Origin of the sequence: Flavobacterium gelatinilyticum (genome assembly GCF_027111295.1) — a bacterium.
GTDB lineage: Bacteria > Bacteroidota > Bacteroidia > Flavobacteriales > Flavobacteriaceae > Flavobacterium > Flavobacterium gelatinilyticum.
The window spans coordinates 361,689-386,314 of the sequence record NZ_CP114287.1; the positions used below are offsets into that span (position 1 = coordinate 361,689).

General features: G+C 33.1%; 39 protein-coding genes and 1 tRNA gene. 31 read left to right on the forward strand and 9 right to left on the reverse strand.

Annotated elements, in window-relative coordinates; genetic code table 11:
* Nucleotides 1–61: 61 nt before the first annotated feature.
* Nucleotides 62–1,231, forward strand: coding sequence for a proline dehydrogenase family protein (locus OZP11_RS01375; RefSeq protein ID WP_281233449.1), 1,170 nt, complete (start codon nt 62–64; stop codon nt 1,229–1,231).
* A 111-nt stretch (nt 1,232–1,342) separates the two neighbouring features.
* Here the strand turns inward: OZP11_RS01375 and OZP11_RS01380 are convergent, their stop codons facing one another.
* Nucleotides 1,343–3,127, reverse strand: coding sequence for an ABC transporter ATP-binding protein (locus OZP11_RS01380; RefSeq protein WP_281233450.1), 1,785 nt, complete (start codon nt 3,125–3,127; stop codon nt 1,343–1,345).
* 268 nt (nt 3,128–3,395) lie between these two features.
* On the opposite strand from OZP11_RS01380, the gene OZP11_RS01385 reads away from it, so the two are divergent.
* Nucleotides 3,396–3,470 (forward strand) — tRNA-Val (locus OZP11_RS01385).
* Nucleotides 3,471–3,804: 334 nt separating this feature from the next.
* Nucleotides 3,805–4,440, forward strand: a complete 636-nt coding sequence (locus tag OZP11_RS01390; RefSeq protein WP_281233451.1) for a hypothetical protein — start codon at nt 3,805–3,807, stop codon at nt 4,438–4,440.
* Between the two features lie 44 nt (nt 4,441–4,484).
* On the opposite strand, the gene OZP11_RS01395 is transcribed toward OZP11_RS01390, so the two are convergent.
* Nucleotides 4,485–5,417, reverse strand: a complete 933-nt coding sequence (locus OZP11_RS01395; RefSeq protein WP_281233452.1) for a DUF2268 domain-containing putative Zn-dependent protease — start codon at nt 5,415–5,417, stop codon at nt 4,485–4,487.
* 353 nt (nt 5,418–5,770) lie between these two features.
* On the opposite strand from OZP11_RS01395, the gene OZP11_RS01400 reads away from it, so the two are divergent.
* Nucleotides 5,771–6,799, forward strand: a complete 1,029-nt coding sequence (locus OZP11_RS01400; protein WP_281233453.1) for a ligand-binding sensor domain-containing protein — start codon at nt 5,771–5,773, stop codon at nt 6,797–6,799.
* Between the two features lie 14 nt (nt 6,800–6,813).
* Here OZP11_RS01400 and OZP11_RS01405 read toward each other — a convergent pair whose 3' ends face one another.
* Genes OZP11_RS01405 through OZP11_RS01420 form a run of 4 tightly spaced genes read right to left on the reverse strand, consistent with a single transcriptional unit; the run spans nt 6,814 to nt 9,610 of the window.
* Nucleotides 6,814–7,257, reverse strand: coding sequence for a hypothetical protein (locus tag OZP11_RS01405; protein WP_281233454.1), 444 nt, complete (start codon nt 7,255–7,257; stop codon nt 6,814–6,816).
* Nucleotides 7,258–7,272: 15 nt separating this feature from the next.
* Entirely contained in the window at nt 7,273–7,935 is a 663-nt protein-coding gene (locus tag OZP11_RS01410; RefSeq protein ID WP_281233455.1) for a hypothetical protein, read from the reverse strand.
* A gap of 22 nt (nt 7,936–7,957) precedes the next feature.
* Nucleotides 7,958–8,470, reverse strand: a complete 513-nt coding sequence (locus OZP11_RS01415; protein WP_281233456.1) for a hypothetical protein — start codon at nt 8,468–8,470, stop codon at nt 7,958–7,960.
* Nucleotides 8,471–8,497: 27 nt separating this feature from the next.
* Complete coding sequence (locus tag OZP11_RS01420) at nt 8,498–9,610, reverse strand: acyltransferase family protein (protein WP_281233457.1); 1,113 nt, start codon at nt 9,608–9,610, stop codon at nt 8,498–8,500.
* Nucleotides 9,611–9,703: 93 nt separating this feature from the next.
* Between OZP11_RS01420 and OZP11_RS01425 the strand changes: the two genes are divergently transcribed.
* Nucleotides 9,704–10,099 (forward strand): VOC family protein, encoded by a 396-nt coding sequence (locus OZP11_RS01425; protein ID WP_281233458.1) that lies wholly within the window; start codon nt 9,704–9,706, stop codon nt 10,097–10,099.
* 11 nt (nt 10,100–10,110) lie between these two features.
* On the opposite strand, the gene OZP11_RS01430 is transcribed toward OZP11_RS01425, so the two are convergent.
* On the reverse strand, nt 10,111–10,740 hold the full coding sequence (locus OZP11_RS01430) for a hypothetical protein (RefSeq protein WP_281233459.1): 630 nt from the start codon (nt 10,738–10,740) through the stop codon (nt 10,111–10,113).
* 15 nt (nt 10,741–10,755) lie between these two features.
* A complete protein-coding gene (locus OZP11_RS01435) occupies nt 10,756–11,217 on the reverse strand; it encodes a hypothetical protein (protein ID WP_281233460.1) in 462 nt (153 codons plus the stop codon).
* A 150-nt stretch (nt 11,218–11,367) separates the two neighbouring features.
* Here OZP11_RS01435 and OZP11_RS01440 point away from each other — a divergent pair, with 150 nt between their 5' ends.
* Nucleotides 11,368–11,679, forward strand: a complete 312-nt coding sequence (locus OZP11_RS01440) for a hypothetical protein (RefSeq protein ID WP_281233461.1) — start codon at nt 11,368–11,370, stop codon at nt 11,677–11,679.
* Nucleotides 11,680–12,288: 609 nt separating this feature from the next.
* Here the strand turns inward: OZP11_RS01440 and OZP11_RS01445 are convergent.
* Nucleotides 12,289–13,020 carry a LexA family transcriptional regulator gene (locus OZP11_RS01445; protein WP_281233462.1) on the reverse strand — a complete coding sequence of 244 codons (732 nt, stop codon included), beginning with the start codon at nt 13,018–13,020 and terminating at the stop codon, nt 12,289–12,291.
* A 141-nt stretch (nt 13,021–13,161) separates the two neighbouring features.
* Here OZP11_RS01445 and OZP11_RS01450 point away from each other — a divergent pair, with 141 nt between their 5' ends.
* The 25 genes from OZP11_RS01450 (at nt 13,162) to OZP11_RS01570 (ending at nt 24,581) form a co-directional block, all read left to right on the forward strand.
* Nucleotides 13,162–13,344, forward strand: coding sequence for a hypothetical protein (locus OZP11_RS01450; RefSeq protein ID WP_281233463.1), 183 nt, complete (start codon nt 13,162–13,164; stop codon nt 13,342–13,344).
* A 92-nt stretch (nt 13,345–13,436) separates the two neighbouring features.
* The gene (locus tag OZP11_RS01455; protein WP_281233464.1) at nt 13,437–15,425 is read left to right on the forward strand and encodes a hypothetical protein; all 1,989 of its coding nucleotides are present in this window, start codon (nt 13,437–13,439) and stop codon (nt 15,423–15,425) included.
* A 16-nt stretch (nt 15,426–15,441) separates the two neighbouring features.
* Nucleotides 15,442–16,287 carry an AAA family ATPase gene (locus OZP11_RS01460; RefSeq protein ID WP_281233465.1) on the forward strand — a complete coding sequence of 282 codons (846 nt, stop codon included), beginning with the start codon at nt 15,442–15,444 and terminating at the stop codon, nt 16,285–16,287.
* A 1-nt stretch (nt 16,288) separates the two neighbouring features.
* The gene (locus tag OZP11_RS01465) at nt 16,289–16,933 is read left to right on the forward strand and encodes a P-loop NTPase family protein (RefSeq protein WP_281233466.1); all 645 of its coding nucleotides are present in this window, start codon (nt 16,289–16,291) and stop codon (nt 16,931–16,933) included.
* A gap of 3 nt (nt 16,934–16,936) precedes the next feature.
* Nucleotides 16,937–17,308: a hypothetical protein gene (locus OZP11_RS01470; protein WP_281233467.1), complete on the forward strand. Its 372-nt coding sequence runs from the start codon at nt 16,937–16,939 to the stop codon at nt 17,306–17,308.
* Nucleotide 17,309: 1 nt separating this feature from the next.
* A complete protein-coding gene (locus OZP11_RS01475; RefSeq protein WP_281233468.1) occupies nt 17,310–17,468 on the forward strand; it encodes a hypothetical protein in 159 nt (52 codons plus the stop codon).
* Entirely contained in the window at nt 17,461–17,748 is a 288-nt protein-coding gene (locus OZP11_RS01480; RefSeq protein WP_281233469.1) for a hypothetical protein, read from the forward strand. The genes OZP11_RS01475 and OZP11_RS01480 overlap by 8 nt, the downstream gene beginning before the upstream one ends.
* The gene (locus OZP11_RS01485; RefSeq protein WP_281233470.1) at nt 17,741–18,457 is read left to right on the forward strand and encodes a DUF3164 family protein; all 717 of its coding nucleotides are present in this window, start codon (nt 17,741–17,743) and stop codon (nt 18,455–18,457) included. Before OZP11_RS01480 ends, OZP11_RS01485 begins: the two co-directional genes overlap by 8 nt.
* Nucleotides 18,458–18,586: 129 nt before the next feature.
* The gene (locus OZP11_RS01490) at nt 18,587–18,790 is read left to right on the forward strand and encodes a hypothetical protein (protein WP_281233471.1); all 204 of its coding nucleotides are present in this window, start codon (nt 18,587–18,589) and stop codon (nt 18,788–18,790) included.
* A gap of 161 nt (nt 18,791–18,951) precedes the next feature.
* The gene (locus OZP11_RS01495) at nt 18,952–19,215 is read left to right on the forward strand and encodes a hypothetical protein (RefSeq protein WP_281233472.1); all 264 of its coding nucleotides are present in this window, start codon (nt 18,952–18,954) and stop codon (nt 19,213–19,215) included.
* A 47-nt stretch (nt 19,216–19,262) separates the two neighbouring features.
* Complete coding sequence (locus OZP11_RS01500; protein ID WP_281233473.1) at nt 19,263–19,541, forward strand: hypothetical protein; 279 nt, start codon at nt 19,263–19,265, stop codon at nt 19,539–19,541.
* Nucleotides 19,542–19,555: 14 nt separating this feature from the next.
* Nucleotides 19,556–19,837 carry a hypothetical protein gene (locus OZP11_RS01505; protein WP_281233474.1) on the forward strand — a complete coding sequence of 94 codons (282 nt, stop codon included), beginning with the start codon at nt 19,556–19,558 and terminating at the stop codon, nt 19,835–19,837.
* A 62-nt stretch (nt 19,838–19,899) separates the two neighbouring features.
* Entirely contained in the window at nt 19,900–20,253 is a 354-nt protein-coding gene (locus OZP11_RS01510; RefSeq protein ID WP_281233475.1) for a hypothetical protein, read from the forward strand.
* A 93-nt stretch (nt 20,254–20,346) separates the two neighbouring features.
* A complete protein-coding gene (locus OZP11_RS01515) occupies nt 20,347–20,490 on the forward strand; it encodes a hypothetical protein (protein WP_281233476.1) in 144 nt (47 codons plus the stop codon).
* The gene (locus OZP11_RS01520; protein WP_281233477.1) at nt 20,491–20,766 is read left to right on the forward strand and encodes a hypothetical protein; all 276 of its coding nucleotides are present in this window, start codon (nt 20,491–20,493) and stop codon (nt 20,764–20,766) included.
* A complete protein-coding gene (locus OZP11_RS01525) occupies nt 20,763–21,116 on the forward strand; it encodes a hypothetical protein (RefSeq protein ID WP_281233478.1) in 354 nt (117 codons plus the stop codon). Before OZP11_RS01520 ends, OZP11_RS01525 begins: the two co-directional genes overlap by 4 nt.
* Nucleotides 21,113–21,592 carry a hypothetical protein gene (locus tag OZP11_RS01530; protein WP_281233479.1) on the forward strand — a complete coding sequence of 160 codons (480 nt, stop codon included), beginning with the start codon at nt 21,113–21,115 and terminating at the stop codon, nt 21,590–21,592. Before OZP11_RS01525 ends, OZP11_RS01530 begins: the two co-directional genes overlap by 4 nt.
* The gene (locus OZP11_RS01535; protein WP_281233480.1) at nt 21,580–22,032 is read left to right on the forward strand and encodes an LvrA C-terminal domain-related protein; all 453 of its coding nucleotides are present in this window, start codon (nt 21,580–21,582) and stop codon (nt 22,030–22,032) included. Before OZP11_RS01530 ends, OZP11_RS01535 begins: the two co-directional genes overlap by 13 nt.
* A gap of 11 nt (nt 22,033–22,043) precedes the next feature.
* Nucleotides 22,044–22,271, forward strand: coding sequence for a hypothetical protein (locus tag OZP11_RS01540; RefSeq protein ID WP_281233481.1), 228 nt, complete (start codon nt 22,044–22,046; stop codon nt 22,269–22,271).
* An 8-nt stretch (nt 22,272–22,279) separates the two neighbouring features.
* Complete coding sequence (locus tag OZP11_RS01545) at nt 22,280–22,657, forward strand: hypothetical protein (RefSeq protein ID WP_281233482.1); 378 nt, start codon at nt 22,280–22,282, stop codon at nt 22,655–22,657.
* 36 nt (nt 22,658–22,693) lie between these two features.
* Nucleotides 22,694–22,978, forward strand: coding sequence for a hypothetical protein (locus OZP11_RS01550; RefSeq protein WP_281233483.1), 285 nt, complete (start codon nt 22,694–22,696; stop codon nt 22,976–22,978).
* Nucleotides 22,975–23,490, forward strand: coding sequence for a hypothetical protein (locus OZP11_RS01555; RefSeq protein ID WP_281233484.1), 516 nt, complete (start codon nt 22,975–22,977; stop codon nt 23,488–23,490). The genes OZP11_RS01550 and OZP11_RS01555 overlap by 4 nt, the downstream gene beginning before the upstream one ends.
* 3 nt (nt 23,491–23,493) lie before the next feature.
* Entirely contained in the window at nt 23,494–23,832 is a 339-nt protein-coding gene (locus tag OZP11_RS01560; protein ID WP_281233485.1) for a hypothetical protein, read from the forward strand.
* A gap of 48 nt (nt 23,833–23,880) precedes the next feature.
* A complete protein-coding gene (locus OZP11_RS01565; protein WP_281233486.1) occupies nt 23,881–24,066 on the forward strand; it encodes a hypothetical protein in 186 nt (61 codons plus the stop codon).
* Between the two features lie 14 nt (nt 24,067–24,080).
* Nucleotides 24,081–24,581 (forward strand): hypothetical protein, encoded by a 501-nt coding sequence (locus tag OZP11_RS01570; RefSeq protein WP_281233487.1) that lies wholly within the window; start codon nt 24,081–24,083, stop codon nt 24,579–24,581.
* Nucleotides 24,582–24,626: the final 45 nt, after the last annotated feature.

Below are 24,626 nucleotides of genomic sequence, written 5' to 3' on the forward strand. Positions count from 1 at the left end.
CCCTTGTATTTAGTGAACATTATTCAAAACTCTCTATATCTTTGCACAAAAACTATAATTAATGGAAAAAATATTCGATAACACTCAAGTTGCATTTTCGTTAAAAAGCGATACCGAACTTGACAGGGCTTATTTTCTTTTTAAAATGATCGACAGCGAACCTCTTGTAAGAATAGGTACTGCTGTTACTAATTTTGCAATTAAAGCTCATCTTCCTGTTGAAGGATTAATTCGTGCCACTGTTTTTGATCACTTCTGTGGCGGTGTAAACGAGAATGACTGCCTTACTGTGGTAGATAAAATGTTTACAAAAGGAGTTTCATCTGTTTTAGATTATTCGGTAGAAGGGAAAGAAGAAGAGGAGCAGTTTGATGCCGCTTTGGAAATGACATTGAGAACTATCGAATTTGCAAAAGAGCGTCAGGCTATTCCGTTTGCTGTTTTTAAACCTACCGGATTAGGGCGTTTTGAATTGTATGAAAAATTAGGAGAAAAACAAACCCTTACACCTGCAGAACAGGCTGAATGGGACAGAGTGGCTGCTCGTTTTGAGCAGGTTTGCAGTGAAGCTCATAAAAAAGATGTTGCTTTATTGATTGATGCCGAAGAAAGCTGGATGCAGGATGCTGCCGATGATTTGGTAACCGAAATGATGCGTAAGTATAATAAAGAGAAGGCAATTGTTTTTAATACATTACAAATGTATCGTTGGGATCGTCTGGATTATTTAAAAAATCTGCACGAAATTGCAAAAAAAGAAGGTTTCTACATTGGAATGAAACTGGTTCGCGGGGCATACATGGAAAAAGAAAACAAAAGAGCCGAAGAAAAAGGATATGTTTCTCCAATCTGTGTTTCTAAACAGGCAACGGATGATAATTATGATGCCGCTGTACAATATATGGCAGACCATCTGGATATGATGTCTATTTTTGCAGGAACTCATAACGAATTAAGTTCGTATAAGTTAATGGAAATAATGACTCAGAATAACATTAATAAAAACGATAACAGAATCTGGTTTGGCCAATTATACGGAATGAGTGATAATATCAGTTACAATTTGGCTGCAAATGGTTATAACGACGCTAAATACCTGCCTTTTGGCCCGGTTAAAGATGTTATGCCGTACCTTATTCGCCGTGCCGAAGAAAATACTTCGGTTGCAGGGCAGACAAGCCGTGAATTATCAATGATTAAGGCTGAACGTAACAGAAGAAAAGGTAAATAGTATTCTGTTTACTATTTAATGGTCAGTCTCAGTTTACAGATGATAAAAAAGAAAGCTCCAATAAAATTGGAGCTTTCTTTTTTATTAGAATTTGAAATTTTAGAATTTATTCTATGAGTTACTGAACTGCAGATTACTCAGGTTTTTATAGATTCCGTTTTCAAGATTTATTAATTCCTGATGTGTTCCTTCTTCAGATATTTTTCCGCCGTCCAGAACTAATATTTTATCGGCATTTCTGATGGTTGAAAGGCGGTGGGCAATAATAATGCTTGTTCTTCCTTCCATTAATACTTCTAAAGCTTCCTGAACCAGTTTTTCGCTTTCACTGTCTAAAGATGAAGTCGCCTCGTCTAATATCAAAATACTTGGGTTCTTAAGTAATGCTCTTGCAATAGCAATACGCTGGCGCTGCCCGCCTGAGAGTTTCACACCACGTTCTCCAACCAAAGTTTCAAATTTTTCAGGAAAACCATCAATAAAATTAAAAGCATTGGCTTGTCTTGCAGCAATCATTATTTCTTCATCAGAAGCATCCGGTTTTCCATAAGCAATATTTTCCCTGATAGTTCCGCCAAACAAAATTACATCCTGAGGAACAATACTCATATTACCGCGAAGATCTTCAAGATCATATTCGTAAATGTTTTTACCATCAACCGTAATTTCTCCTGATGTAATATCATAAAAGCGAAGCAGCAACGACGAAATAGTCGATTTTCCGGCACCGCTTGGCCCCACTATTGCAATTTTTTGACCAAATTCGGCTGAGAAATTTACGTTTTTCAAAACCTGAATTTCCTGACGTGTCGGGTAACTGAATGCTACATTATTAAAAGTAACATTTCCTTTGATTTTTTCCTGATTTTTATTTGAATCAGAGTTGATTTTTTCGGGACTTTCGTCTAATAATTCAAAAACCCTTTCGGTTGCTCCAATTGCTTTTTGAATCTGCGCATATAATTCGGCAATTCCTCCAAAAGAAGCACCTACGAATGTAGAATACAATACAAATGAGATTAATTGTCCCACGCTCATTTCTCCGGCAATACTCAATCGCACGCCAAACCATACTACAGCTACAATTGCACCAAAAAGACAGAAGATAATAAAGGAAGCAAAATAACCACGATATTGACCGCCTTTGATCGCCAGTTTTACAACATCGCTTATTTTGCCTTTATAACGTGCAATTTCGTACCATTCGTTAGCAAAAGCTTTTACAATGCTGATTCCCTGCATTGTTTCTTCGACTATTACCTGGCTTTCTGCAACCTGATCCTGAACTTTCTTCGAATATTTTCTAATAAACCTTCCAAAAACAACAGCTGCAATGGCAACAAGCGGTACTACAGAAAGCATTAACAATGTAAGTTTTAAACTTTCGGTTGCTAATAATATAACGCCTCCGATAATCAATATAAACTGACGCAGAAATTCGGCAATTGTAGTAGTCAGCGTGTCCTGAATCTGCGTAATGTCAGCACTAATACGACTGTTCAATTCGCCAACCCTTTTTTGCGAAAAGAAGGTCATTGGCAGTTTTACTAAATTGGTATATAAAGCCAAACGAAGATTTGCGAGCGTATTCTCGGTAAAGTTTACAAATAATGATAATCTGAAAAAAGAGAAAAACGACTGCAGAAAAAGGATTACGATTAATCCTAACGCTATTTGATTGGCCTGGCCGTTGTCTTTGTTTTTAACGCAGTCTACAAGCATTCCCATTAATTTAGGAAAGGCGAGGGCAGTAGCACCGGTAAGAAGCAGGAATATTAATCCAATAAAGAATTTCCATTGATGGTTTCCTGCGTACTTAAATATTGTTTTTGCTTTGTTTAGGGAATTTGCTGTTATTTTTGATTTTGGTAAATCATTTTCTTTAAATCTAGCCATTAGGATTTACTATTTTTAGGTATGCAAATGTATAACTCTGGCAAATGAATACAAAGTGATATTAGGATTTAGACTTTCAAAATTTAATTTTTAACTAAATAATAAGAAAGGGGGAATTTTTCTAGTTGCTTTAAGCGTTTGAAAAAGAAGTATATAAATTCAATATTTAAAAAAAGTTTTATTTTTTTTTAAAATTATACTTGTAATTCTAAAATCTAGCTGTATATTTGCACTCGCAATCACAAAAATGATTGCGCCTAGTAAAATAGGGCGATTAGCTCAGCTGGTTCAGAGCACCTCGTTTACACCGAGGGGGTCGGGGGTTCGAACCCCTCATCGCCCACAAAATTTTAAAACTCCAAAATCAAAAGATTTTGGAGTTTTTTATTTTTATACATTTTATGTGTTACTGTTTATATTTTGTTTAGCGAAAGCAAGAATAAATTCTGAACCGCATTAAAATTCAGGAATTAATTAAAAAATAAAGATTAGCTTAGCTGATTCAGGAGCATTCCGATTCCATCGGAAGTGGTTGGGGGGTTAGAACCCCTCATCGCCCACAGATTTAAAAACTCCAAAGTCTTTTGATTTTGGAGTTTTTTATTTTTATATATTTCTGCTGATTTGAGACACAGAATACATTAAATGCCCCAAGAGTATTCAACAATTAAAAAAATATGAACTACAAAATCGGTAATTATTCTATTGAGAAATTTGAGAATGGAAATTTAAAAATTGATTATAGAAGGAGTGTAAATGATTATTACTATATAGTATTCTATTTAGTACTCTCAATTCCTATTTTCTACATTTGCTGCCAATTCTTTATTAATCTGATAGAAAAAGATTTTAATCTGAATGTATTGTTGGGTTTTATATTTTCAGGCATACTATTGATTACTGGTTTATATTTTGCTTCTGTTTCATTTGAAACTTTTATTAAACCAACGTCAAATGTTTTTTATATTGACAATACTAAAAAAGTTCTAAAGATAAAGCTGCATCTTTTTAAGAAAATCCAAGTTCCATTTTCCGAAATTAAAAATTTTGAACTTGGTGCAAATGATATTACCGTAGTTTCACATAATAACGGAAGGACGTATAAAAAACAATTGTATATCAATAAGCTGAATCTAAAATATACAAACAACAAAGTTCAAAAAATACACCAGTTCGAAAAGCCCAACTTAATCATTTCATTCTCGGAAAAGAAAAACAATAAATCTTTACAGGAAACCAGCAAACAAATAACCCGTCTGATTTCGGATGGATGCCATAAAAATTATATCTGGACAGGAACCAGGAAAGAATAAAAATCGTAACTCAAACTGACACAGATTTTGGCAGTTAGTTTAATTTAGTATTTAAAAAACGCATCAAAACTCTCTTTTCCTGATTTTTGATATTCTTTGATATAGATATCCAAAAAACCGCTTTGTTTTAAAAATTGCAAAGGATCTTTTATATTTAGTATTTCTTCAATTGCTTTTTGTTTGTCTTTCTGTTTATTAAAATACGATTCGGTTATTTTATAGCCAATCCAATATCCCAAATCATTTGGCCTGTCGTCTTTTTTAGAGGTTCCATATAACCAATCCTGATGATCAGTACTTTTTAATTTCGTCACAAATTCCGGACCTAATTTATCCAGATTTTGATCTCCATATTTATATGAAAACTGATTTATTGATTCTCCTGAAGTAAGTTCACCTATAAAATCTGCACCTCCTTCAAGCAGGCACCACTTCAACAACATATCTTTCCCTGTTATTTTTTGCTGATAGTGGATAAGCTCATGCGCAATTAAACCGGAAATCCCATCCAGATTTTGAAGCATTTCAATTCCAATAATAACTCCATCAGGAGAAGAAGTTCCGCCCGAATTAAATCGGCCGTAAACAAAATAAACCGGAGGGAATTTAGCATTTGGATACCAATATTTTAGCGCACTATAAATTGCTACTATTCTCTTTTTCTTAGAAGAAAGACCATCAAGAACATTTCTTGAAAGTTCATAATCTGCTTTTCTTTTCTTTACAACATTAAAAAGCGAATCTGCGTTGATAATTCTATTTTCAGTAAATCCTTTAACACCTTGAGAGCCTTTTTGCATATATTCAATAAATGGATTTTGTTTTGATTTATCCATTTTATCAAATGCTTCCCAGAAATTTTTTGAATCTCTTGTTTCAAAAACTGCGTCTAAAGGATTGTCAGAGAAATTGCTTTGTCCAAAAATAAAAGTAGAAAATACAAGCAAAAGTATTGTATAAATTGGGTTTAACTTCATAAGATAGTCTTTAATGCTTTTTTTATAAAATCACGATAACTTGGACTTAGAACCTGCAGTAAAAAATTAGAATTATAACTTTTTAGCTGCCTTTAAACGGTTATTCAGCTTTTTCTGATGCGAATATAGCAAATATTTTTTCTGAAATTTAGTACTCTTTTTACGATAAATAAAAAATGATTGTTGGTTTAATATCCTATTTTAAATTTTCTTTAAAAGTAAGATAGAAAATCTTTTTTTAACCGAACCTGAATAAAACTTTATAGTAAATTGCGTACGAAATGCCGCATATATACTTTAAGATGAAAATAAAATTACATAGACAATCCATATTTAAATTTTGCTGTACATTTTTGATTGTTTTAATACTCTCTTGCAATCAAAATCAGCCTAAAAATAACAATGAGCATATCGAAAGTACAAATGGTACCGTAAGGCTGAAATACACTACCGGCGTTCGTTCTATTTTAGAGGACAGCAAAGGAAATATTTGGTTTGGAAGTTATCAGGAAGGAGTTTGTCTGCTTCAAAATGGAAAATTGCAATATTTTACCATAGAAAACGGGTTAAGCCAAAATCAGGTTCGAAATATTTATGAAGATAAAAATGGTATAATCTGGTTTGAATGCGGAACAGGGATCAGCAGCTACGACGGAAACAAAATGGCAAAGTTTACCAAAAGAAATTATACGGCAAAAAAAAATTGGAAACGAAACAAAAACAGTATTTGGTTTAAAGGCAATGAAAGAGAAGGTTATAATAAGTTTGAAGGAGATCCGGGAGTATATGAATATGACGGAAAAGAACTTTCGTATCGCACGTTTCCCGTAAAAACAATAGCGGGAAAGGAGAATCAGTATTCCGTTTCAACAGCTTTTGTTAGAGGCAAGAATGCAATTTGGTTCGGAACTTACGGTGCTGTAATTGGCTACAATGGTAAGGATTTTAAAATAATAAACAATGAAACTTTAGGTTTGGATGGTAAAACTGCATATTTTCACGCCCGCAGTATCATGGAAGACACCAAAGGAAATATTTGGATTGCCAATAATGGACTTGGCGTTTTAAAATTTGACGGAGAAAAAGTAATCAATTTTACAAAACAGCAAAGACTAAACAAGAAAGATACCAAAGGAAATTCTCTTGAAAAAGTCTTTTCTATTGGAGAAGATAAATCAGGAAATATCTGGTTTGGAACCGTGGGATCTGGTGTTTGGAGATATGACGGCAAATCTGTAAAAAATTTCACGAAAGAAGACGGGCTCGAAAGTCAGCATATCTGGACTATTTACAAAAGCAAAATAGGCGAACTATGGTTTGGAGGAGCAAATCCGAGCGGGGTTTATCGATTCAATGGCGTTTCTTTTGAAAGAATATATTAAAGAAAAAATAAATCTTAATAAAACTTAAAATTATATTTCTCTAATAATTCTTCCGAATCTACACTTTGTTCACTCACTTTTTCGCCGCAGAAATTATAAAGAATCAGTTTTCCCTTTTCTTTTCCAAGAATCACAGTAACTTCATGAATTTGGTTATCTATAATTACTAATCTGTGAAACTTTTTAAAATCGTATACATCACCTTTTTCGGTTGATTTCATTGTAATAGTAAGGAGTACTTTGCCGTCTTTGTTAACTGCTTTGTCTATGCGTTTAACTTTTTTATGATTCGTTCGTCTGAAAAAGAAATATATAGATTTGGATTTAAATTCTGCTTTTATAGTAACATTTTGTTCTAGACAAGAATCCTTAATTACCGGCTTTAAATTATTAGCGCCAACATTCTGAAATAACAAAAAAGAAACGATTACTAGTCTCCAGCAGGTATTTAAATTCATAATAATATTTTCTACTTATTTTTCGAACATAAATTTATGCAGAAACTCAAATGCTATCATGTAGTTTTCAATATCAGGCTCTACATTTTTAACCCTATTCAGTTCATCAACAAAGTGACAAAATATTGGATTTTTATTCTTTGGAATTGAATTTTTTGCTTTCTCAGAATCTTTATAGAATTGATTTTTAAAACTTTCTTTTTCAATATTAAGAGATTCAATAAATTGCATACCCTTAATAAATCTAGGATCTTCAAATCGTTGATCATTATCGCAAACAAATATTTTTCCCTTTGAGTTTAAATCATAAAGAATTTGTTTTAAAGCATCATGTAATGATTTCTGATTGTTATCGAATTTATAGTAAATATTATCCGGAAACAAACTGTTTTTTATAAAGGTATTTTTAAGATATAGTTGTCTGTTAAGCAAACCATTAAGTACGTATTTTTTATTTTTTAGCGAACGATCTAAAAGAGATTGCAATGAACAATAAATATTTCCTTTTTTAAAAGCTACTTTAATTTTCATCAAATCAATCGCTTGCTTCATTGTAGATTCTCGTTGAAAATAATAATTTCTGTCGTCATACTTTATAAAAGTAAATCCTAAATCATTTTTTGAAATAGATTTTACAAGTATCTCTTTTAATGATTTTTTGTCTAAAGCATTTTCCATGGTTATTACAATAGCAAAAAAACTAGTTTCTGCAGATCCTTAATTCAAAATTATTATTTTTTACAAACTCCAGAAATATAACTAAATCAGAAAAACATTTGAAATGATTTTCTAATTTATCGTAAACTCCATTTTTATATTTAGGAAGTATTTCTTTTATTGTTATAATTAACCAATCTAAATCATATTCATCAATTAATTCCGCATCATCATCCCAATCCCAGCCTTTTCCTTCGTTCCAATTTTTTATAAATGCAGGTAAATCAGAATAAATATGGCTATCTGTAAGATCTGTCATTATGACTGAAAAATAGCCATTCCATAAACTAAAAAAATAAATATCGTTTTCTCCCTGACTAGTTTGTATGATTTCAACAACGTTAGAAAAAACATCTTTCTTAATGTTTAATTTAAATACAATATCTTTTGAATTTGCATAAAATCGTATTCCTTCTTCATATAGCAATTTAAAATCTGAAAAGTAATCCAAATTTAATTTTAATATTTCTTTAGATCTATTATTAGCTTTTCCCATGCTTTTTATTGTAAATCCACTTATTTATCAAACTCTCGAAAAAAAGATACTCCTTTTGGCATTCCATTTACTACTTAAATATTTTCTTATCGGAATATCATAAACTGTCATTACCAAATAGGCAAATCCAATAAGAAGTACAACCGATGTTATAACAATTAATGTAAGCTCTGCAATATCCGGTTTATAGTTGATATAATAATTTCCGAACATCCATAAAACAGCATAATGTGTCATATATAAAGGGTAGGAGATATTTCCTGAAAACACACAAACTTTTTTCAAACCCGACTTTAATACTGAACCTGCTCCCAAAGCAATCAGTAAAGGGAAATAGAATAATATAACCAAAGGCTCTGAAATCCAGTTCCATTCTGAAAATGGCATTATAAAAGCCAGAAGTAATAAGGCTGAAAGTCCCGCAAATCCTAATTTATTTTTGATAATCCAGTTTGAGCGGTAAATAAGCAATCCGGCCAGAAAAGAATACGAAATACGTGCAAAACCATCCCAGAAAGTAGGTCCGCTCCAGCCGCCTAATAAATTGCCCGAATTATAACCAACGTAACAAATTGCAAAAGCCGAAAGTATGGTCAGGATAAGCAGAAGGTTGCGTCTGATTTTATAAAGTATCAAGGCATACACAATATTGGCAATATATTCCCAAAACAATGACCAGGCCGGCGCATTGAAACTGAAAAGATTAAAGCCGCGATCTTCTATAACAGGCAGCGGAATCATGAATAACGAACAAATAAATGCTAAAATGATCTTGCCGGCGCTGTACATTTCTAAATTGCCGCCAAAAGGATCAAACAAAAAAGCAAACAATCCCAGAAATGATCCTGCAATCACCAGAGGATGAAGTCTTATAATTCTGGCTGTAAAGAATTTACGAAGCCCCATATTGGCAATTCGGTCATCGTAGGCATATCCAATTACAAAACCGGAAAGACAGAAGAAAAAATCAACCGCAAGAAATCCGTGACCTATAAAATTCTGGCTCGGATCTGTAAAAATCCATTCCATAAAATGAAAGACAACCACAGCAAGCGCTGCGATTCCTCTTAATCCGTCAAGTATTTCAAAATGCTGCTTGGTGTGCTGATTTTCTGCTGGGTTTTGGCTTTTAGTAGTCAATTTTTGTCTGTTTTAAGATAAAATATTTTATCAGCGAATATAGAAGATTAATTTAGTAACTTAGTTAGATACAATCAAATAAAAAGTAAGTATATGGAAACTAAAATGATATGGGCAAATCTGGTTTCGCATGATTTGCAGCGAACAATCAAATTCTATACTGATTTGGGTTTTAAACAAAACGGCAAAGAGACTGAAGAACTGGTGAGTTTTGTATTTGGAGAAAGTAATTTTGTAATTAACTTTTTTGTCCCTGTAAGATTAGAATATGCTTTGAGAGGAAAATTATTGAAGACTGCTGGAGAAAATGAAATTATATTCTCATTATCAGCAAAGACCAGGGAAGAAGTAGACCTTTGGCACGAAAAAGTGAAAGCTATAGGCGGTACGATTTTCGCAGAACCCGAAAATTTCGAAGCTGGTTATACCTTTGGTTTTACGGATCCTGATGGTCATAAATTTAACTTTCTGTACTGGCCGGGAATGTAACGATTTCTTTTTTATTCGTCTTCGTCGCAATATTCATTGTAAAAGAAAACCATATCCTGAATATTCTTTTTGGTAAACTTTTTATTTTTGATTTTTTCGATAACCTTTTTACAATCTGCGAAATATTTTTTGGCACGGATATTAAAACTGAATATAATATCTGTTGCAAATTCTTCATTTTCTCGTTTCACGTAAAATGTTTCAGTCATTGTTTCCATTGAGCTTACGTGCTTTTGAAATAATTTATCACTATGAGTGTTTGGTAAATGAACTAAAGCAGTTTCTTTAAATTTTTCCGATTCTGGTCTGTTATCAGCAAAATAAATCTTTGCATCTCTGTACAAAGTTACTTTTCCCTCTTCAACAACCTGCATCAACTTAGGTTTTGAATGTTCAATTTTAACGTATTCATACTTTTCTGAAAATCCGTAAGCTGCAAAAGTTAATCCTTTCGCAAAATCATAACTCCATTTATCTGCTTTGTCTTCCTGAAGCACCTTAAAATAAATGGTATTGCCTTTAATTTCACCAAAACCTTCAATTGAACTGCTGTCGTTAAAAATTATCCTGGCTTGTCTGTAATCCTGACTAAAACTATAATTGATAAAAAGCAAAAACAGAAATCTAATCAATAATTTCATATTCTAAAACTATTGTTAGTTATGTATTGTATTAAATCTCACCTTCATGGTTTTCGATTTATTGTACACATTATTTGAATCTAATTGAAAATAAATTTCGTTTTTATCAATAAGTAATTTATTTGTATTCATGTATTTAGCAATTTCTGTATCATGATTATTTTCATAATCAATTATTATAGTGTCTCCGGATAGATGATATTCTTCAAATAGAATTAAATCTGTTTTCCCGTTTTTTTCTCCGGCGTTAATCTGAATTTTGTTTTTGTCCAGCAAAGTTATTTCGCAATAATCACCATCTTCCCGAAATTCAGCAGAAAGCAATTTGCTGTTTTCTCTTATAACATTTTCTTCGACTGTTCTTGGATCTTTTTTGCCAACAAAATCAATATTGATAAATAGAAAATAAAATATACCAAAGATTATTAGTGCTATTAAAACCAGCAGAAATGCGATATGCATCATCTTTTTTATCATAATTGTTTAATTGTAAAAAATGCAGATTGTAAATAATTATTCTGTGAGCAATAATACAACAAATTCAATGAAATTAATATCGATTATTAAACATGGTCATAAACTAAATTTTCTATATTAGCCCCATAAATTATACAGATAAAGCATATAATGAATCAGGATTTGAAAGTCGAAAATATTGATTTAATAGTAAAAGTTTTAGAAAGGCCGTCAATTTTTTCAGTGCAAAAAGTTGAAGATTTTTTTCTGTTTTTTAATGGTTACAAAATAGCAAGAAATGACTCAGTTGTAAGTGACTTTTTAGATGATTTTCAAACATATATACAAAATGCTCATGAAAATGAATCTTTAAAAGATTATAGTTCAGAAAAAATTATACGTATCTGCAGCGCTAATGATTTACATTCATTGCAGTTATTAAAATCATGGATAAACGATTTTATTAATTCAAACAAATTATAAATACTAAATAATAATTATTAAATAACCCCCAAATTTAAAATCATGAGTGTATTTTACAATTTAGAAATTGCGCCAAACAGCAATCACAGTGTATCATTACTACGGGCTATTAAATGAAATGTACAATATTACATAATATAAAAAGGTCGGAAAAGCCAATAAAAACAAGGGTTAACACCAAAAAAGGTCGAAAAAAAGAATAATTTGAAATGTACAATTAACTACCATAATGTACAGTTTAACTACCATTGAAATAGCGATTAATTACGTATATAAATCACGAACTATCACCCAGCCTAGAAAACATATATAAAACCACTATTTAAAAGGCTTAAACGCCTTTTTTTTTATAATAAAAGCCCTCCTGAGTGAGGGCTTTTATATATTCATTATCTAAAATTTGTAAAAAAAACTATTCTAGTAAAAAAAACAATACATAGTCAAATAGATGGTCAAATAGATGGTCAAAAAACAGCAAAAAAAATGTGTATAGTTATGTTTTAAATGCACTATTTTAGTTGTTATTACAAAAAAAACTGCTGAGTAAGGGGGGTGTAAATACAATGAAAATAGACGTCTTTAGATTGTAAATACCTGACTAATAACGACTTAAGATGGTTTGTTGACCGTAACTGTATGAATAACAGTACTGCTTTGGCTTCTTTTGACATTCCCTAGAACCTGGTAGAGTCTTGTTACGTCATCTATATGAATGTCGAAAGGCTCGTGTATTAGACGTCCAGAACTCTCGTACTTTTCCTCATTTACCGAACAAGCTAACCAATTTTGTGGGAGATCGCTTTTTTGAAGTCTTTTAATAACTCTGTACTCTGAGGTTTCTATTAAATAGTCTTGGCCATAAACAACGAGTCTTTTGTTTTTGACTTCACGTAATGCAGCAATACTTCCTGACTTGTATTCAGGATACATACTGTCTCCATGAACACGCATAGCTGCAGTAGCATCACGAAACCAGTCTCCAGCATCAATCATTTCTGCTGGTTGCTGTGTTGAATCCATTATTGCGGTTTCTTGCATACCTGCTGTAACAACTCCATCATACAATGGTATTAGTTTTTTGTCTTCAGAATTATTTAACAAATTAGAAGTGCTTTTAAGCATTGTACCTTTTAATTCTGTAATCCAAACTTTGTTTATATTTTTATTTGCATTGCATAATGTTTCAATAAATTTAGCTGAGAGTGGTACTTTTTCGTTTATTATTTGAGAAAAAGAAGACTTAGAGTAGCCTAGTTTTTTAGCTAAATCAGCATCATTATCTGCAAATCCATCAAAAATAAGCCATTTACTTAACTTCTTAACTCGTTCTATTTTAGTCATTTATAATATTATTTTCGATTAATATAAATAAAGTTTCGATTTTTACGGAAAAACATAAACTTTGTTTATATATTTGTAAAACAAAATACAATACATAAGTTTTAAAAACAATTTTAAAAACATAGTATAAAAAACAAAGATATGAAAATAAGAATTGCACCTGAGTTTAAAAATCAAATGGCAAAAGAATTTAATACAAGTAAGCAAAACGTAATGATGGCTCTTAAGGATTATAACCAGTCTGATCTTGCCAAGAAGATCCGTGCAAGGGCTAAAACACTTTTGTTAGAGGAAGCTGAAAAAATACAAATTGAGAATCTGTGACAATTGAAGTGTTTAAACAGCAAATCCCTCGCTTTGTCTGGCTTGTAAACCACAGCAGGAAAATAAAATACCATTTAAACAACGTTTAAATTATGTACGAATATCATAACAACACACTTTCTATACCCGCACGGCTTCTTTTTGATGACTGGGGATTAATTTCATATGACAACTATCAGAACCTATGTAAAAGAGGAAAATTAGTCCGCACAAAGGAAGGACGCGGACCAGGTAACGAGCCTTTTGTAAGTTTTCACGATTTGCCTGTTCATAAAGGTGTTGATTTCAAGAAAGTATGCATTGAAGGCCTTGGAGAACCCAAAGAAGTTGTTGTTAGAAATCAACTTGAAAATTATATCCTTCCTGATCCAAAAGCCATTAAGTTTTTTGCAGAACATCGAAAACCCTGCGGAAAACCATTATCTCTGGAAGATCAAAGAGAAAAAGCAACAAACGTTACCATTTTAAACGCAATTCAAACAGTACTGAACAATCCTTCTATTAAATATAAAATGTTTGGGCGAAAAAAAACTCAGATTTGGCAAAATATCAGCGAGGCGGTTAATGCTGTTAATCCTAAAAAATGGACCTATTCATTACCGGGTAATCCTCGAAGATTAAAAGCAAAATACGAGGAATATATACCAAATAAATACGAGGTTTTTTTGCACAAAGGTGAGGGTCAGAAAAATGCACAGATCATTAAAGACGAGATAGCTGATTTTATACTAGCTAAATATTGTTTACCAATCAAGATGTCTATACCAGAAGTATTAAAGGATTATGAACGTGAAGCGACAAAACATAATTGGAAGTTTTTGACCGAACCAGCTGTTTATAACTTCTTACATCAGCCAGAACAGGAACGTATCTGGACACTCGCACGCCACGGATTGTCTGCTTACAACAAAAAGTACAAGCACACCCTGACTAGGGATAGATCAGAATGGTTTCCTAATGCATATTGGGCTATTGACGGAACAAAACTGGATTGGATCCACTACTGGGATGATTCGACCAATAAAATGGGGGCAAAACTTAAAATTGACGTGATGTTTGATGTGTACAGTGAAAAGATCATAGGTTGGGATATCTCATTTACCGAAAGCCATATTGAGCATTTCAAAACCATTAAAATGGCAGTCAATGAAGCGCAATGCCGTCCTTATTATCTGACTTATGACCATCAAGGAGGTCACAAAATGGACAGAATGCAGGCTCTTTATGATTCTCTGGTCGCTATTGACAAAGGTACACATCACCCGAACAAGGCAAAAAACCACTCAAACCCTGCTGAAAATCTTTTTGCACGCATTCAGCAGGAAGTCATTACCAAATTTTGGTTTTCGGATGGACAAAGTATAACTGTAAAAAGAGATGATAATAAAATGAATGCTGATTTTATTCTGGAGAATAAAGCACATCTGAAAACGGTTGATGAGCTACAAAAAGCGTGGATAGCTGCTGTAAATATATGGAACGATGGCGAACATCCACACTTTGATAAAACATCAAGAAACCAAGTATATCAACACGAAATGCCAATGAAAGAGCCACTAACGCTTTGGGAAATAATGGATAAAATGTGGATAGACGAAACTAAACGACTAGTGACTTACAAATCGAGCGGAATGAAAGTGGAGCTTTCTGGTAAGAAATATGAATTTGAGGTCTATGATGGTAATGGAGATGTTGATCTAGATTTTAGATACAAAAATATAGGCAAAAAATTTAAAGTGCGCTATGATCCGGATTTCATAGAAGATGGATATGTGCAGCTATACGAGAAGGATGCAAAAAATAATTATGTATGGATTGCAAACGCTGAACCTAAACGGAAGCATCAGAATATACCAGCTTTAATGAAAGAAGGACAAAAAGAGCAATGGCTTGCTGATATGGAGGTTAGAAAGCTGGAACTGCAGCGTACACAAAGAGAACTAAAGGCGCTGGAAGCCCGAACAAACATCAACCGAGACACATTAAGAGAGGACACCGATTTAATTATAAAAATGGGCGGAAATGTTACCAAAGTAGAACAGTTAATAGCTGAAGCCGTAGATCAAGAATACGATTTTTAACCTAATCAAAAAAACAATGACAACAGACCAAAAACAACAAATTGTAAAAGAAATAAAGCACCTATGCGCTTTGACATCACAAAATAAAGTAGCCACTAAGGCTGGTGTATCATCGGCTACCATAAGCCAAATGATAAACGAAAACTGGGCTTTAATTAAAGATGAAATGTGGAGAAAAGTAAAAGTAAAACTTCGCATTGAATTAGATTGGAAAACAGCACAAACTACCAATTTAGAATATATCTACCGTCATGCCGAAAAAGCAAAAGAAAAGTCTATCAGTTTTGGAATTTCATACGATGCTGGGGCTGGAAAAAGTCAAGCTTATAAGTTAATAGCAAGCACATTACCGAATGTCATTTATATTGAATGTAAGACTTTCTGGAAGTCGAAAAGTTACGCAAAGGCATTGGTTACAGCTTGTGGTCTAGATGATTTTGGAACTACGGAAGATTTAGTAGAGCGTTTTATTGATCATTTGAGTGGATTGGATAAACCCTTAGTAATCATTGATCAAATGGATAAGTTAAAAGATGGTTCTATGGATTTCTTCATCGATTTTTATAATGATTTGGTTGGGCACTGCGGCTTTTTACTTTCGGGAGTACCGGCACTAGAAAAGAGGATCAAACGAGGTGTTAAGGCAGATCGTTCAGGATACTTTGAATTGTGGTCACGCATAGGTAGAAAGTTTTTAAAACTAAAACCTGCCACTCTTTCTGATGTTAAGGCTATTTGCATCGAAAATGGAGTAGTCGACGAAAATAGAATAGAACTCATTTTTGATAATTGCGAAGGCGATTTAAGAAGAGTTAAGCAGGATGTTGAGAGTTATTTTCTAAATCAAAAAAAAGTGGCTTAAAATGATAAAAGTACCTAGGGCATACAGTTACGAGGATATTGAAAGAATAAAATTTAAAACTATAAAAGTAGATGAAGAATGGCAGGAACACCTAGGCGAACCGCAATTAGGAAATAGTCATTGGTTGGTTTATGGAGGTTCTGGACACGGTAAAACATCTTATACGCTGCAGGTTGTTAAACAAATTTGCCAAAACTCTCAACCTGTGCATTATAACACTTCGGAAGAGGGAATGAAAAAGGGTTTTAAAATGGCTCTGATAAGAAACAATATGAAGGGGGTTTCAGGTTTCAATTATCATCAGGAAAACATTGCACAGTTAACAGCAAGATTAAGCAGACAGCGACAGCCTAAGATAGTAGTTATTGACTCGGTTCAATACTTCTTCAGGAAGTTGAGAAGTGAACATTATTTTGACTTTATCAGCCAGTTTCAGAACACAACGTTCATTTGGATTTCCGGAGCAGATGGAAAAAAGCCAAAAGGAAAAATTGCCGATGACATTTACTATGACGCCGATATAGTAGTAAATGTTACAGATTATCAAGCAATAATTGAGAAAAATAGATTTGAAGCCTACGAGCCTCGTTTAATATGGCAAAAAGGATATAACGATAGACAAGTAAAACTATTAGAAAAGGGATAAGTTATGAAAACAACAACACAAAATCAAATCCAGGATTATCTACAATGGTCAACAGAAGAGTACGAAGACCGACTAATATTAAGTATGATGGTATGGTGCCAGCATCATGGACATTATCCAAGTATAGTACAACAACTCTTGGCCAATGCAGCATTAAACAAATGGTTTATGATGGAACATCAAAAATGTGAATTACAGTTTTTAAAAATTGTAGCTGTTATTCCGCCGCAACCTGACCAGCTTTTGGCACACTATAAAGCTTGCACCGCCCAAATGATGATAAAACATCCGCGAGCTTTAATCGAAAAAATTAAGCGAAACAAAGATTTTTCTAACCTTTTACTGACTCACACGCCGGTTTATTATTCAAACTAAAATGACAGCACAGCAGATAAAAAACAAAATATCCGATTTGGAACAGTGGTTACGAGACAACCCAAACCACATGAACAGAACAACAATCGAATCAGATCTGAGGGATCTGAGAAAAGCACAGCAGATAAAAAGCAAAGCAAATAAGTACGCAAATGATTAACAAACAAATAATTCAAAGGCTGTCAGATCTGCACAATGTTTTGTATTTCTGTTCAGAACAGCAAAAGTATGGACGTATTTACGTCTTTACAAGCGCAGAAAGGATCTGCATAAATCAGGAACGAGGTTCTTTACTCTCTCAGATTAATTTATCAAACAGATCCGATGAAATCAGGTACTACCAAATAACACCGGCATTAGAAGCAAAAGTGAAGCTCACACTTCACAAAGTAGATCAAACAACCTGGGCGCATTTAATTCCCAACCCTTTCAATGACTAAAAAAATAGAAAACATTATCGTAAAAGACGCAATTATTATGGAAACACTAGACATTACAAAATTATCAGCTGAAGACAAAAAAGCACTAATGGATCAATTAGCTGCAGAAGAAAAAGCAAGTAAGCAAAAAGCAAGATCAGATAAGGCCGCTTATAAAGAGTTGTCTACTGAGTTTCTGATGAGCAATATTGATCCGCTGATCGAACGACAAAACAATATGGTTGAATTGGTAGAAAAAGTATTTACGAATTTCAGCGATGTTTTAAACTTAAAAAAGGACATCTACGGTCTTGATAAACTGGAACAGGAAAGCCACACCGTGACACACCCAGACGGATCATGCAGCATCACAATTGGTCACAATGTCACAATCACATTTGATGGAACTGAGACTGCCGGCATTCAGAAGATAATGGACTATATCACGGCACTATCAGGTGACGAACAGGACGAAAACAGTGTAAAGCTTACAAAAGCGGTTACACACCTTCTGAAACCAAACATCAAAACCGGAATGTTGAACCCTGCTAAGATTATCCAATTAAATCAAATGCGTGGAGACTTTAATTCACCAGAGTTTGACGAAGGGATGGACATTATAATCGAGGCTCAGAATCGAACAAAAGGCAGTTCTTATGTCAGCGGTTACAAATTCGTAGAAGTTGGCGAGAATCGCACAAAAAAGGTCGAATTCAGGTTTACAGTTTAGCAATGGATAAGTATCTCAGCGCACTGATTTTAGTAACCGGCTTATTGATCGCCACGAACAGAAAGCCAATCACCTCATTTATTGAGTTTATGAGTTTCAAAATTAAAATAACCTTAAAGCATCGACAGCATGATCGTAACCATTATACCGATTGAAGATCAGTCAAAATACAGTGTAAATGGTAAAACAATAGCCATGCATACTCAATTTGGCTGGATGAGTTTTATAGAATTAACTAAAGTAGAACGTTTGGCCTTTCAGAGATATAGAGAGTTGATTATCGATAATACCAGATTCAAGACACATCCAAAATCAACATTCAAAACGCATTAAACGCACACTTTTTTTTAGTGTTTTAAACTTTTGACAAAGTGGAACCTGAGTGATGGCAGTCGAAAGCTTTGTACACTTTCGATCCGGTTCGATCCCGGCTCAGGAACAAAAATTACATTAATCAGTAATAATTGAAATTATTACATAAAAACACAAATAGAATGGATAAAAGAGTAAAACTAAGTGAATGGTCAGACATGTTGCAAGCAACTCTGATAAAATGTTTAAGTGTTAAAGAATATTGTTGCATAAAAGTCAGTGTCTATGGCTACACTCCGAATTATGATCATGTTGATTTTAGTTATGAAATAGAGTTTGAGTATGAAGCAGACAGAGATCGTACCTTTAATGAGATAACAGATGAAAAGCTATGGGAGGACATTAAAAAAATCATTGAACCTTCAGAGATTCCGGTTATTCTCTAAAACCGTAATTACATAACTCATAAAAAATAAACACAAAACAAATTAGTATGGGATGGAAATTAGAACGTCATAGAGTTGGCAGTGGCCAGCAGGAATTACAAGTTTCAATAATTGTTAGAGAAATGATCGACACCTGGGCAACTGATTCGGGTGGCTGGTGTGGAGAATTTACAAAACGAATCTCCGAAATACATCGAAAAAACTGTTACTCCGCAGAATATGGATACAGAGCAGTTCCAATAGACTTACATACTGTTGAAGTCTGGAAAATGAAGGTAAACGGCGATAAAAATTACAAGATGTACACAGTAACTTATAAAAAATAAAAGATGCAAGAATTATGGCAAAAAGCAATGAATTTTATTTGAAACAGTTTAAATCGGGTGTTTGGTATGATTTAAATAAATACCCATTACACCAAGAAGATTTTTTGAAACTAATTGGTTATTCAAGAGATTGGATTGATCCAGATTTTAATCCAGACGGCACACGAGAATGTTTTATAAATGGTGATTTGGGATGGACTTCTGCAAGATATGTAGATTATCAAGATTGTTACATTGAAGATTGTGAAACAAGTCCAACTCACTTTATGATTATCCCTTCTACAAACAACCTTTAAACCAAAATAGCTATGAATATTAAAAAGTATAAATACCAATATGGAATATTTAACACTGATAAATGATGAAGACTAAACCATACACCTACACCGGAACCGGATCTGCAATTGCGGATTACCACAAACCAAAAACAGAACTGCAGAACATAATTAGGGGAAACAAATCCGCAAGTAAAAACTGGGGTTTGTTTGACAAAAACAACAAACAGCACCGGACAATACTGTCTCAGTTGAGACAGCTTCAATGGGTTACTGCGTCTGAAAAATGGGGTGAGATACCTGATATTAACAGGTTAAGCGAATTTTTAAAGTCTGATAAATCGCCGGTAAACAAACCGCTCAATGACATGACACCTCAGGAACTATCAAAAATGATTTCCTGTTTTGATTCAGTAATCACAAAACACTTTAAATAATGGAAATACAATTTTATTACCTATTAGGTATGTTCTGGGGCTTTATGATAGGTTTTGGACTTCGAGGTCTTTTAAAAGAAAAAAGAAAAAGAAATGGAAAAGTATAGCATTACAGAAGAATGTCCTCATGATATAGCTGTAATACGCGTAATAGAAAGCGTTGCTACTTGCGAAGCGACAGCGCTTTTCTGTGTAGAATGTAACAAACAATTGTCTGAACCCAATACAGAATGCTAGATGGATAACACTTTTTCAAAATATGAAATAGTTACAGAAGAATACAAGCTGCTTTCTCCTTTAGGAATCGAATATAAGATCATAGAGTATGCTGAAAAGCTTAATCTGATATTATATAAGAATCCTTTTGATAGAATACACTATGAAGCCTTTTGTAAAGAACATCATTGCAAGATGGAAATCGATTATTCAATAGTATTCTATGCCCGTGATAAAACGGATGAAGATAAACTTCGAGAACAAATAGAATTTCAAATTCAACAATTAGAAAGATGAGTAAAGTAAAATTAACCCTCTCAGAGTACCATTTGAGTACGTTGGTTTATTCATTAGACCACGCGCCTCAGGTTCCCGTAAAAGATCGAATTGCTAAAATAGCAAAAAGTGTCCTGGACAAAATAACGGTTTCCTTCAAAAAGAAACAGCTGGATGTAAAACACACCTCGATCTATGAATACAAGAAGAAAAAGAAGTCAAAACCTAAACAGTATGTGTTTTCACTTGAACTGGTCGAAGCACATTTTTTAGAGCAGTTCTTACTTTCAATGACATCATTTCCATTTTCTGACTATGACCGGAATGTTGTAAACATGCTGATAGCTAACTTAAATAAAGAACTGGCATGATAACAATAGACTTTAAGACACTAAAAGAAATACAGGAAAAATTGAAACCAATTGAAATGATGCTCGATGAAAGCAATCAGTATTTAAAGGCTGTGAAAGCGGTGTTTAATTCCGGATTACCCAATGATGCAGGTTTACATATAGTAACTGCTCGGCAATGTGGTTTTACACATTTTCAAAAGGCTCTTAAGGAATCGGAAGGCTACATCGTTATTGATGATATTGAAAAAGAAGATCCGGACATGATAAGAGTAAAAGCAATGGAGAAAGATGTAAATGCTTTTATTGCTATGTACTTCCCGCGCTATCTGGATAACTCTTTTAGTATGTCCTATATAGAGACTCTAAAAAGAAAAAGGGCAGCAGTCAAATTGGTATTAGGCGTAAAGAAACGATATATCAAAGCACCTTCAATCAAAACTTGTTCAGCATTGGAGTATTTTAAATTACATTATTTAGGAACATGGATCACTTAACAACGTACAGAGCAAAAGGCAGAGAAGTTGGTTTAATCTTCCTGTTTAAATACGATTTAAACGGCAATTTAAAGCAGTTTGAAATAAGCGAAGGTGAACTTAACGATGTTCAAAAAAAATGGCTTTTTAAGCATTTCCCAGCTGATGAAATGATTTTTAAAAGTATTTGGATTAAAGACGAAGCTTTTAAAAAGAAGTTCGAAATAAACATTTCACCGGCAGACATTTCTTTCGAATCACTTTGGACTTTTTATGATTATAAAATCGGTAAAAAAGAAGCATTGGCTGAGTATAAAAAAACAAAGCTGGAAGCAATTATAAAAAGTTTCATCGGAATACCAGCCTACAAAGAGCATTTAAAAAGAACCGGACAGGCGCAGATTCAATTGTGCAGGTACTTAAGCAAACAATACTACGAGAACGAATATAAAAAATACTAAAAATCAGCATTATGTCAAAATTAACATTCAAAACAAAACCGCCAAAAAAAGGATATGTACATCATGAAAGTTTTATGACTCATAAAACAGAAGGGTTGTACGATAAATATCCGCCTCAGGAAACTCAGAAGAAAGCTCACGAGATTGTGTCAAAATCACTGGAAAAGTTGATTAAAGAACTTAAAGAACTGGGCTACGATGAAACAAGAGCCGGGTTTTATATTCATTACAAAGAATGATAAACACCATGGAATTTTTTATTACAAAGCAAAGATTAGAAGAGTTGAGTAACATGACCGACTTTGATAAATTAAACGCCAGCAAAGTACCAGATGTTTTCAAGTACAAAAATAAATGTTATGTGTGTGTAGGTTCAATTTCAAGTTTAGGAAAAGGCTTGATTTCTGTCTCATGTCACGAATTAATTCCCTTAGAAAAGTATGAAGGTGACGTAAAGCCAGAATATTCAGGAAAGCACTATTCATTAGTTATGGAGGGGAAAAGACAAAGAGGTTATCACGCAAGGTTATTAAAGTCAGGTTCCCAAAAATTTGTAATGATAGATCCAATGATTGATTTTAAGCCATTAAAAGAGCCTGAGCAATTGACTTTTTTCAACCATTAAATTATAAAAGAAACAACCACTTAAAATAAAAATATTATGTCAAAGATATTCGCAAAAGTTAACCATACCAGGGTAACAAAAAACAAACTTCAAAGCATCATCTTAAATGAGTTAAAAACGGTCGATGCTACGTTGTTTCCAGACAGAAAAACAGCTAAGAAACATATTGAAGATTTGTACAATAATGCTGTAGAAACATACAAAGGCAAAGCGGCTCCGCAGAAACTAGTTTCATTTGAGCCAAATTCTAAAACATTAAATTATCATGTTGAAGATGTCATTTCGCTTTCATTGTATGACGTAAAAATTGATCTGACATGATTTTAGGATTCAGCACTCAGATCAATGGAAAACCAAGTTTTTTTATTGAAAAAATATGGAAAGGACTTTTGAAAGATAAATTCAATTTAATCGCTTACAACAGATTTAGAACAGAATCTTCAATCTGCAATACCATCGATGAATGGGATATTCCAAAAACCTCATACCCGAAAATTCATACAGTTAGAGAAGACCCGAAAGGTCGTTGGAAAAAAGGAAATAATATTGATTTCTTTATCAATGTTCGTAAAAAAGATATGTTTCGGTTTGCTCCGGTTCTGCCTGTGGTAAGCACCCAGTCCGTTGCAATGAGTTATCTATACAATGACATTATTGAAATATCAATCAATGGTAGACAGCTACATGACTGGAAGGAAATTTTACAATTTATCCATAATGATGGATTTGACAATTTAAAAGATTTTTTCGATTATTTCTATCCTTTAATAGCAGTTACAAAAGACAATTGGTACGAAGCAAAAATCATTCACTGGACAGATTTTAAATATTAGATTATGCAAATATCAAAACAAGAAATTGATAAAATCTCAAATTTTATACAAAGAGCAATTTTAGATTTAAAACAAAAGAATGTAAAACGCGATGATATAATTATTGCAATGCCTTGCTTTTTTGAAGCGGCATTTTCAAGATTGTTTTCCTGCTATCCTCCTCCGGACTATGATCATAATAGACTAAGGATTGCAGTTCATCCTTTTTTTAACTGCTTCACTCAACCTCATTTTAAAAATGAGATTGTTGTTTTTTACAAGTACTATTATTATGATGAAGCCTATTTCATTCCGCATGTGCATACAATAGTATTTGAAGATGAAAAGAAAATTAATGAATAGTATGGATTCCCGTAAAACTTTTTAAAAACAACTTTATACTTTTGAATTATGAAAGACGAAGATTGGAAAATCATTGAAGAACACCAAAGAATCAGAAACCTGCATGAAGCTGAGTACTTCAAAGAACTGGCAGAACTCAGACGTACTGAAGTTATGATTTTTAAGCAGCAGGTGATTGATGTTGTTGTTTTTACTTTTTTTTGGCTTTATATTTGTTTCTCTTTATTTGAATAACTAAAACCTTCAGTATGAAAAATGTTTTGATTACCAGTTTGCTATTAATTTCTTTTTTTGTCAATGCACAAGATTACACAACGATAAATAAAATGCAGAGCGGCTCGCTAAGCACGTTAAAAGAAGTTACAGCCTATCTTGCGAATTTATCAGGCAGAAGCTTTGAATTGTATAAAGAGAAAGATGTAGCAGGATCAGAATATTACTTATTGGTTTATCTGCCATCTGGTTTGACTCCGCAGCAAATAGAAGAGTCTAGAGTAAACCGTTATGAAAATGGTATTGTTTTTAAATTGCTGAAGCTGAACTCAGGTCTATTTAAGTTAAAAGATTTTTGGGTGGAACCGACAACAATGTTTAATGTTATAAAAACTGTTTTTTATCCTGATGCAATTCCAAAAGATGATTATATAAATGTAAAATATAGGTCTTTTATTGATAGCTCTAAAGGTTATAAGTTTTATTTTCACCCTAGCGATTCCCCACAAGCAAAATATCAGTTTTATTCCTATTAGAAAAAAACCGCTCAAATGAGCGGTTTTTTTTTTGATCCTGTTTCA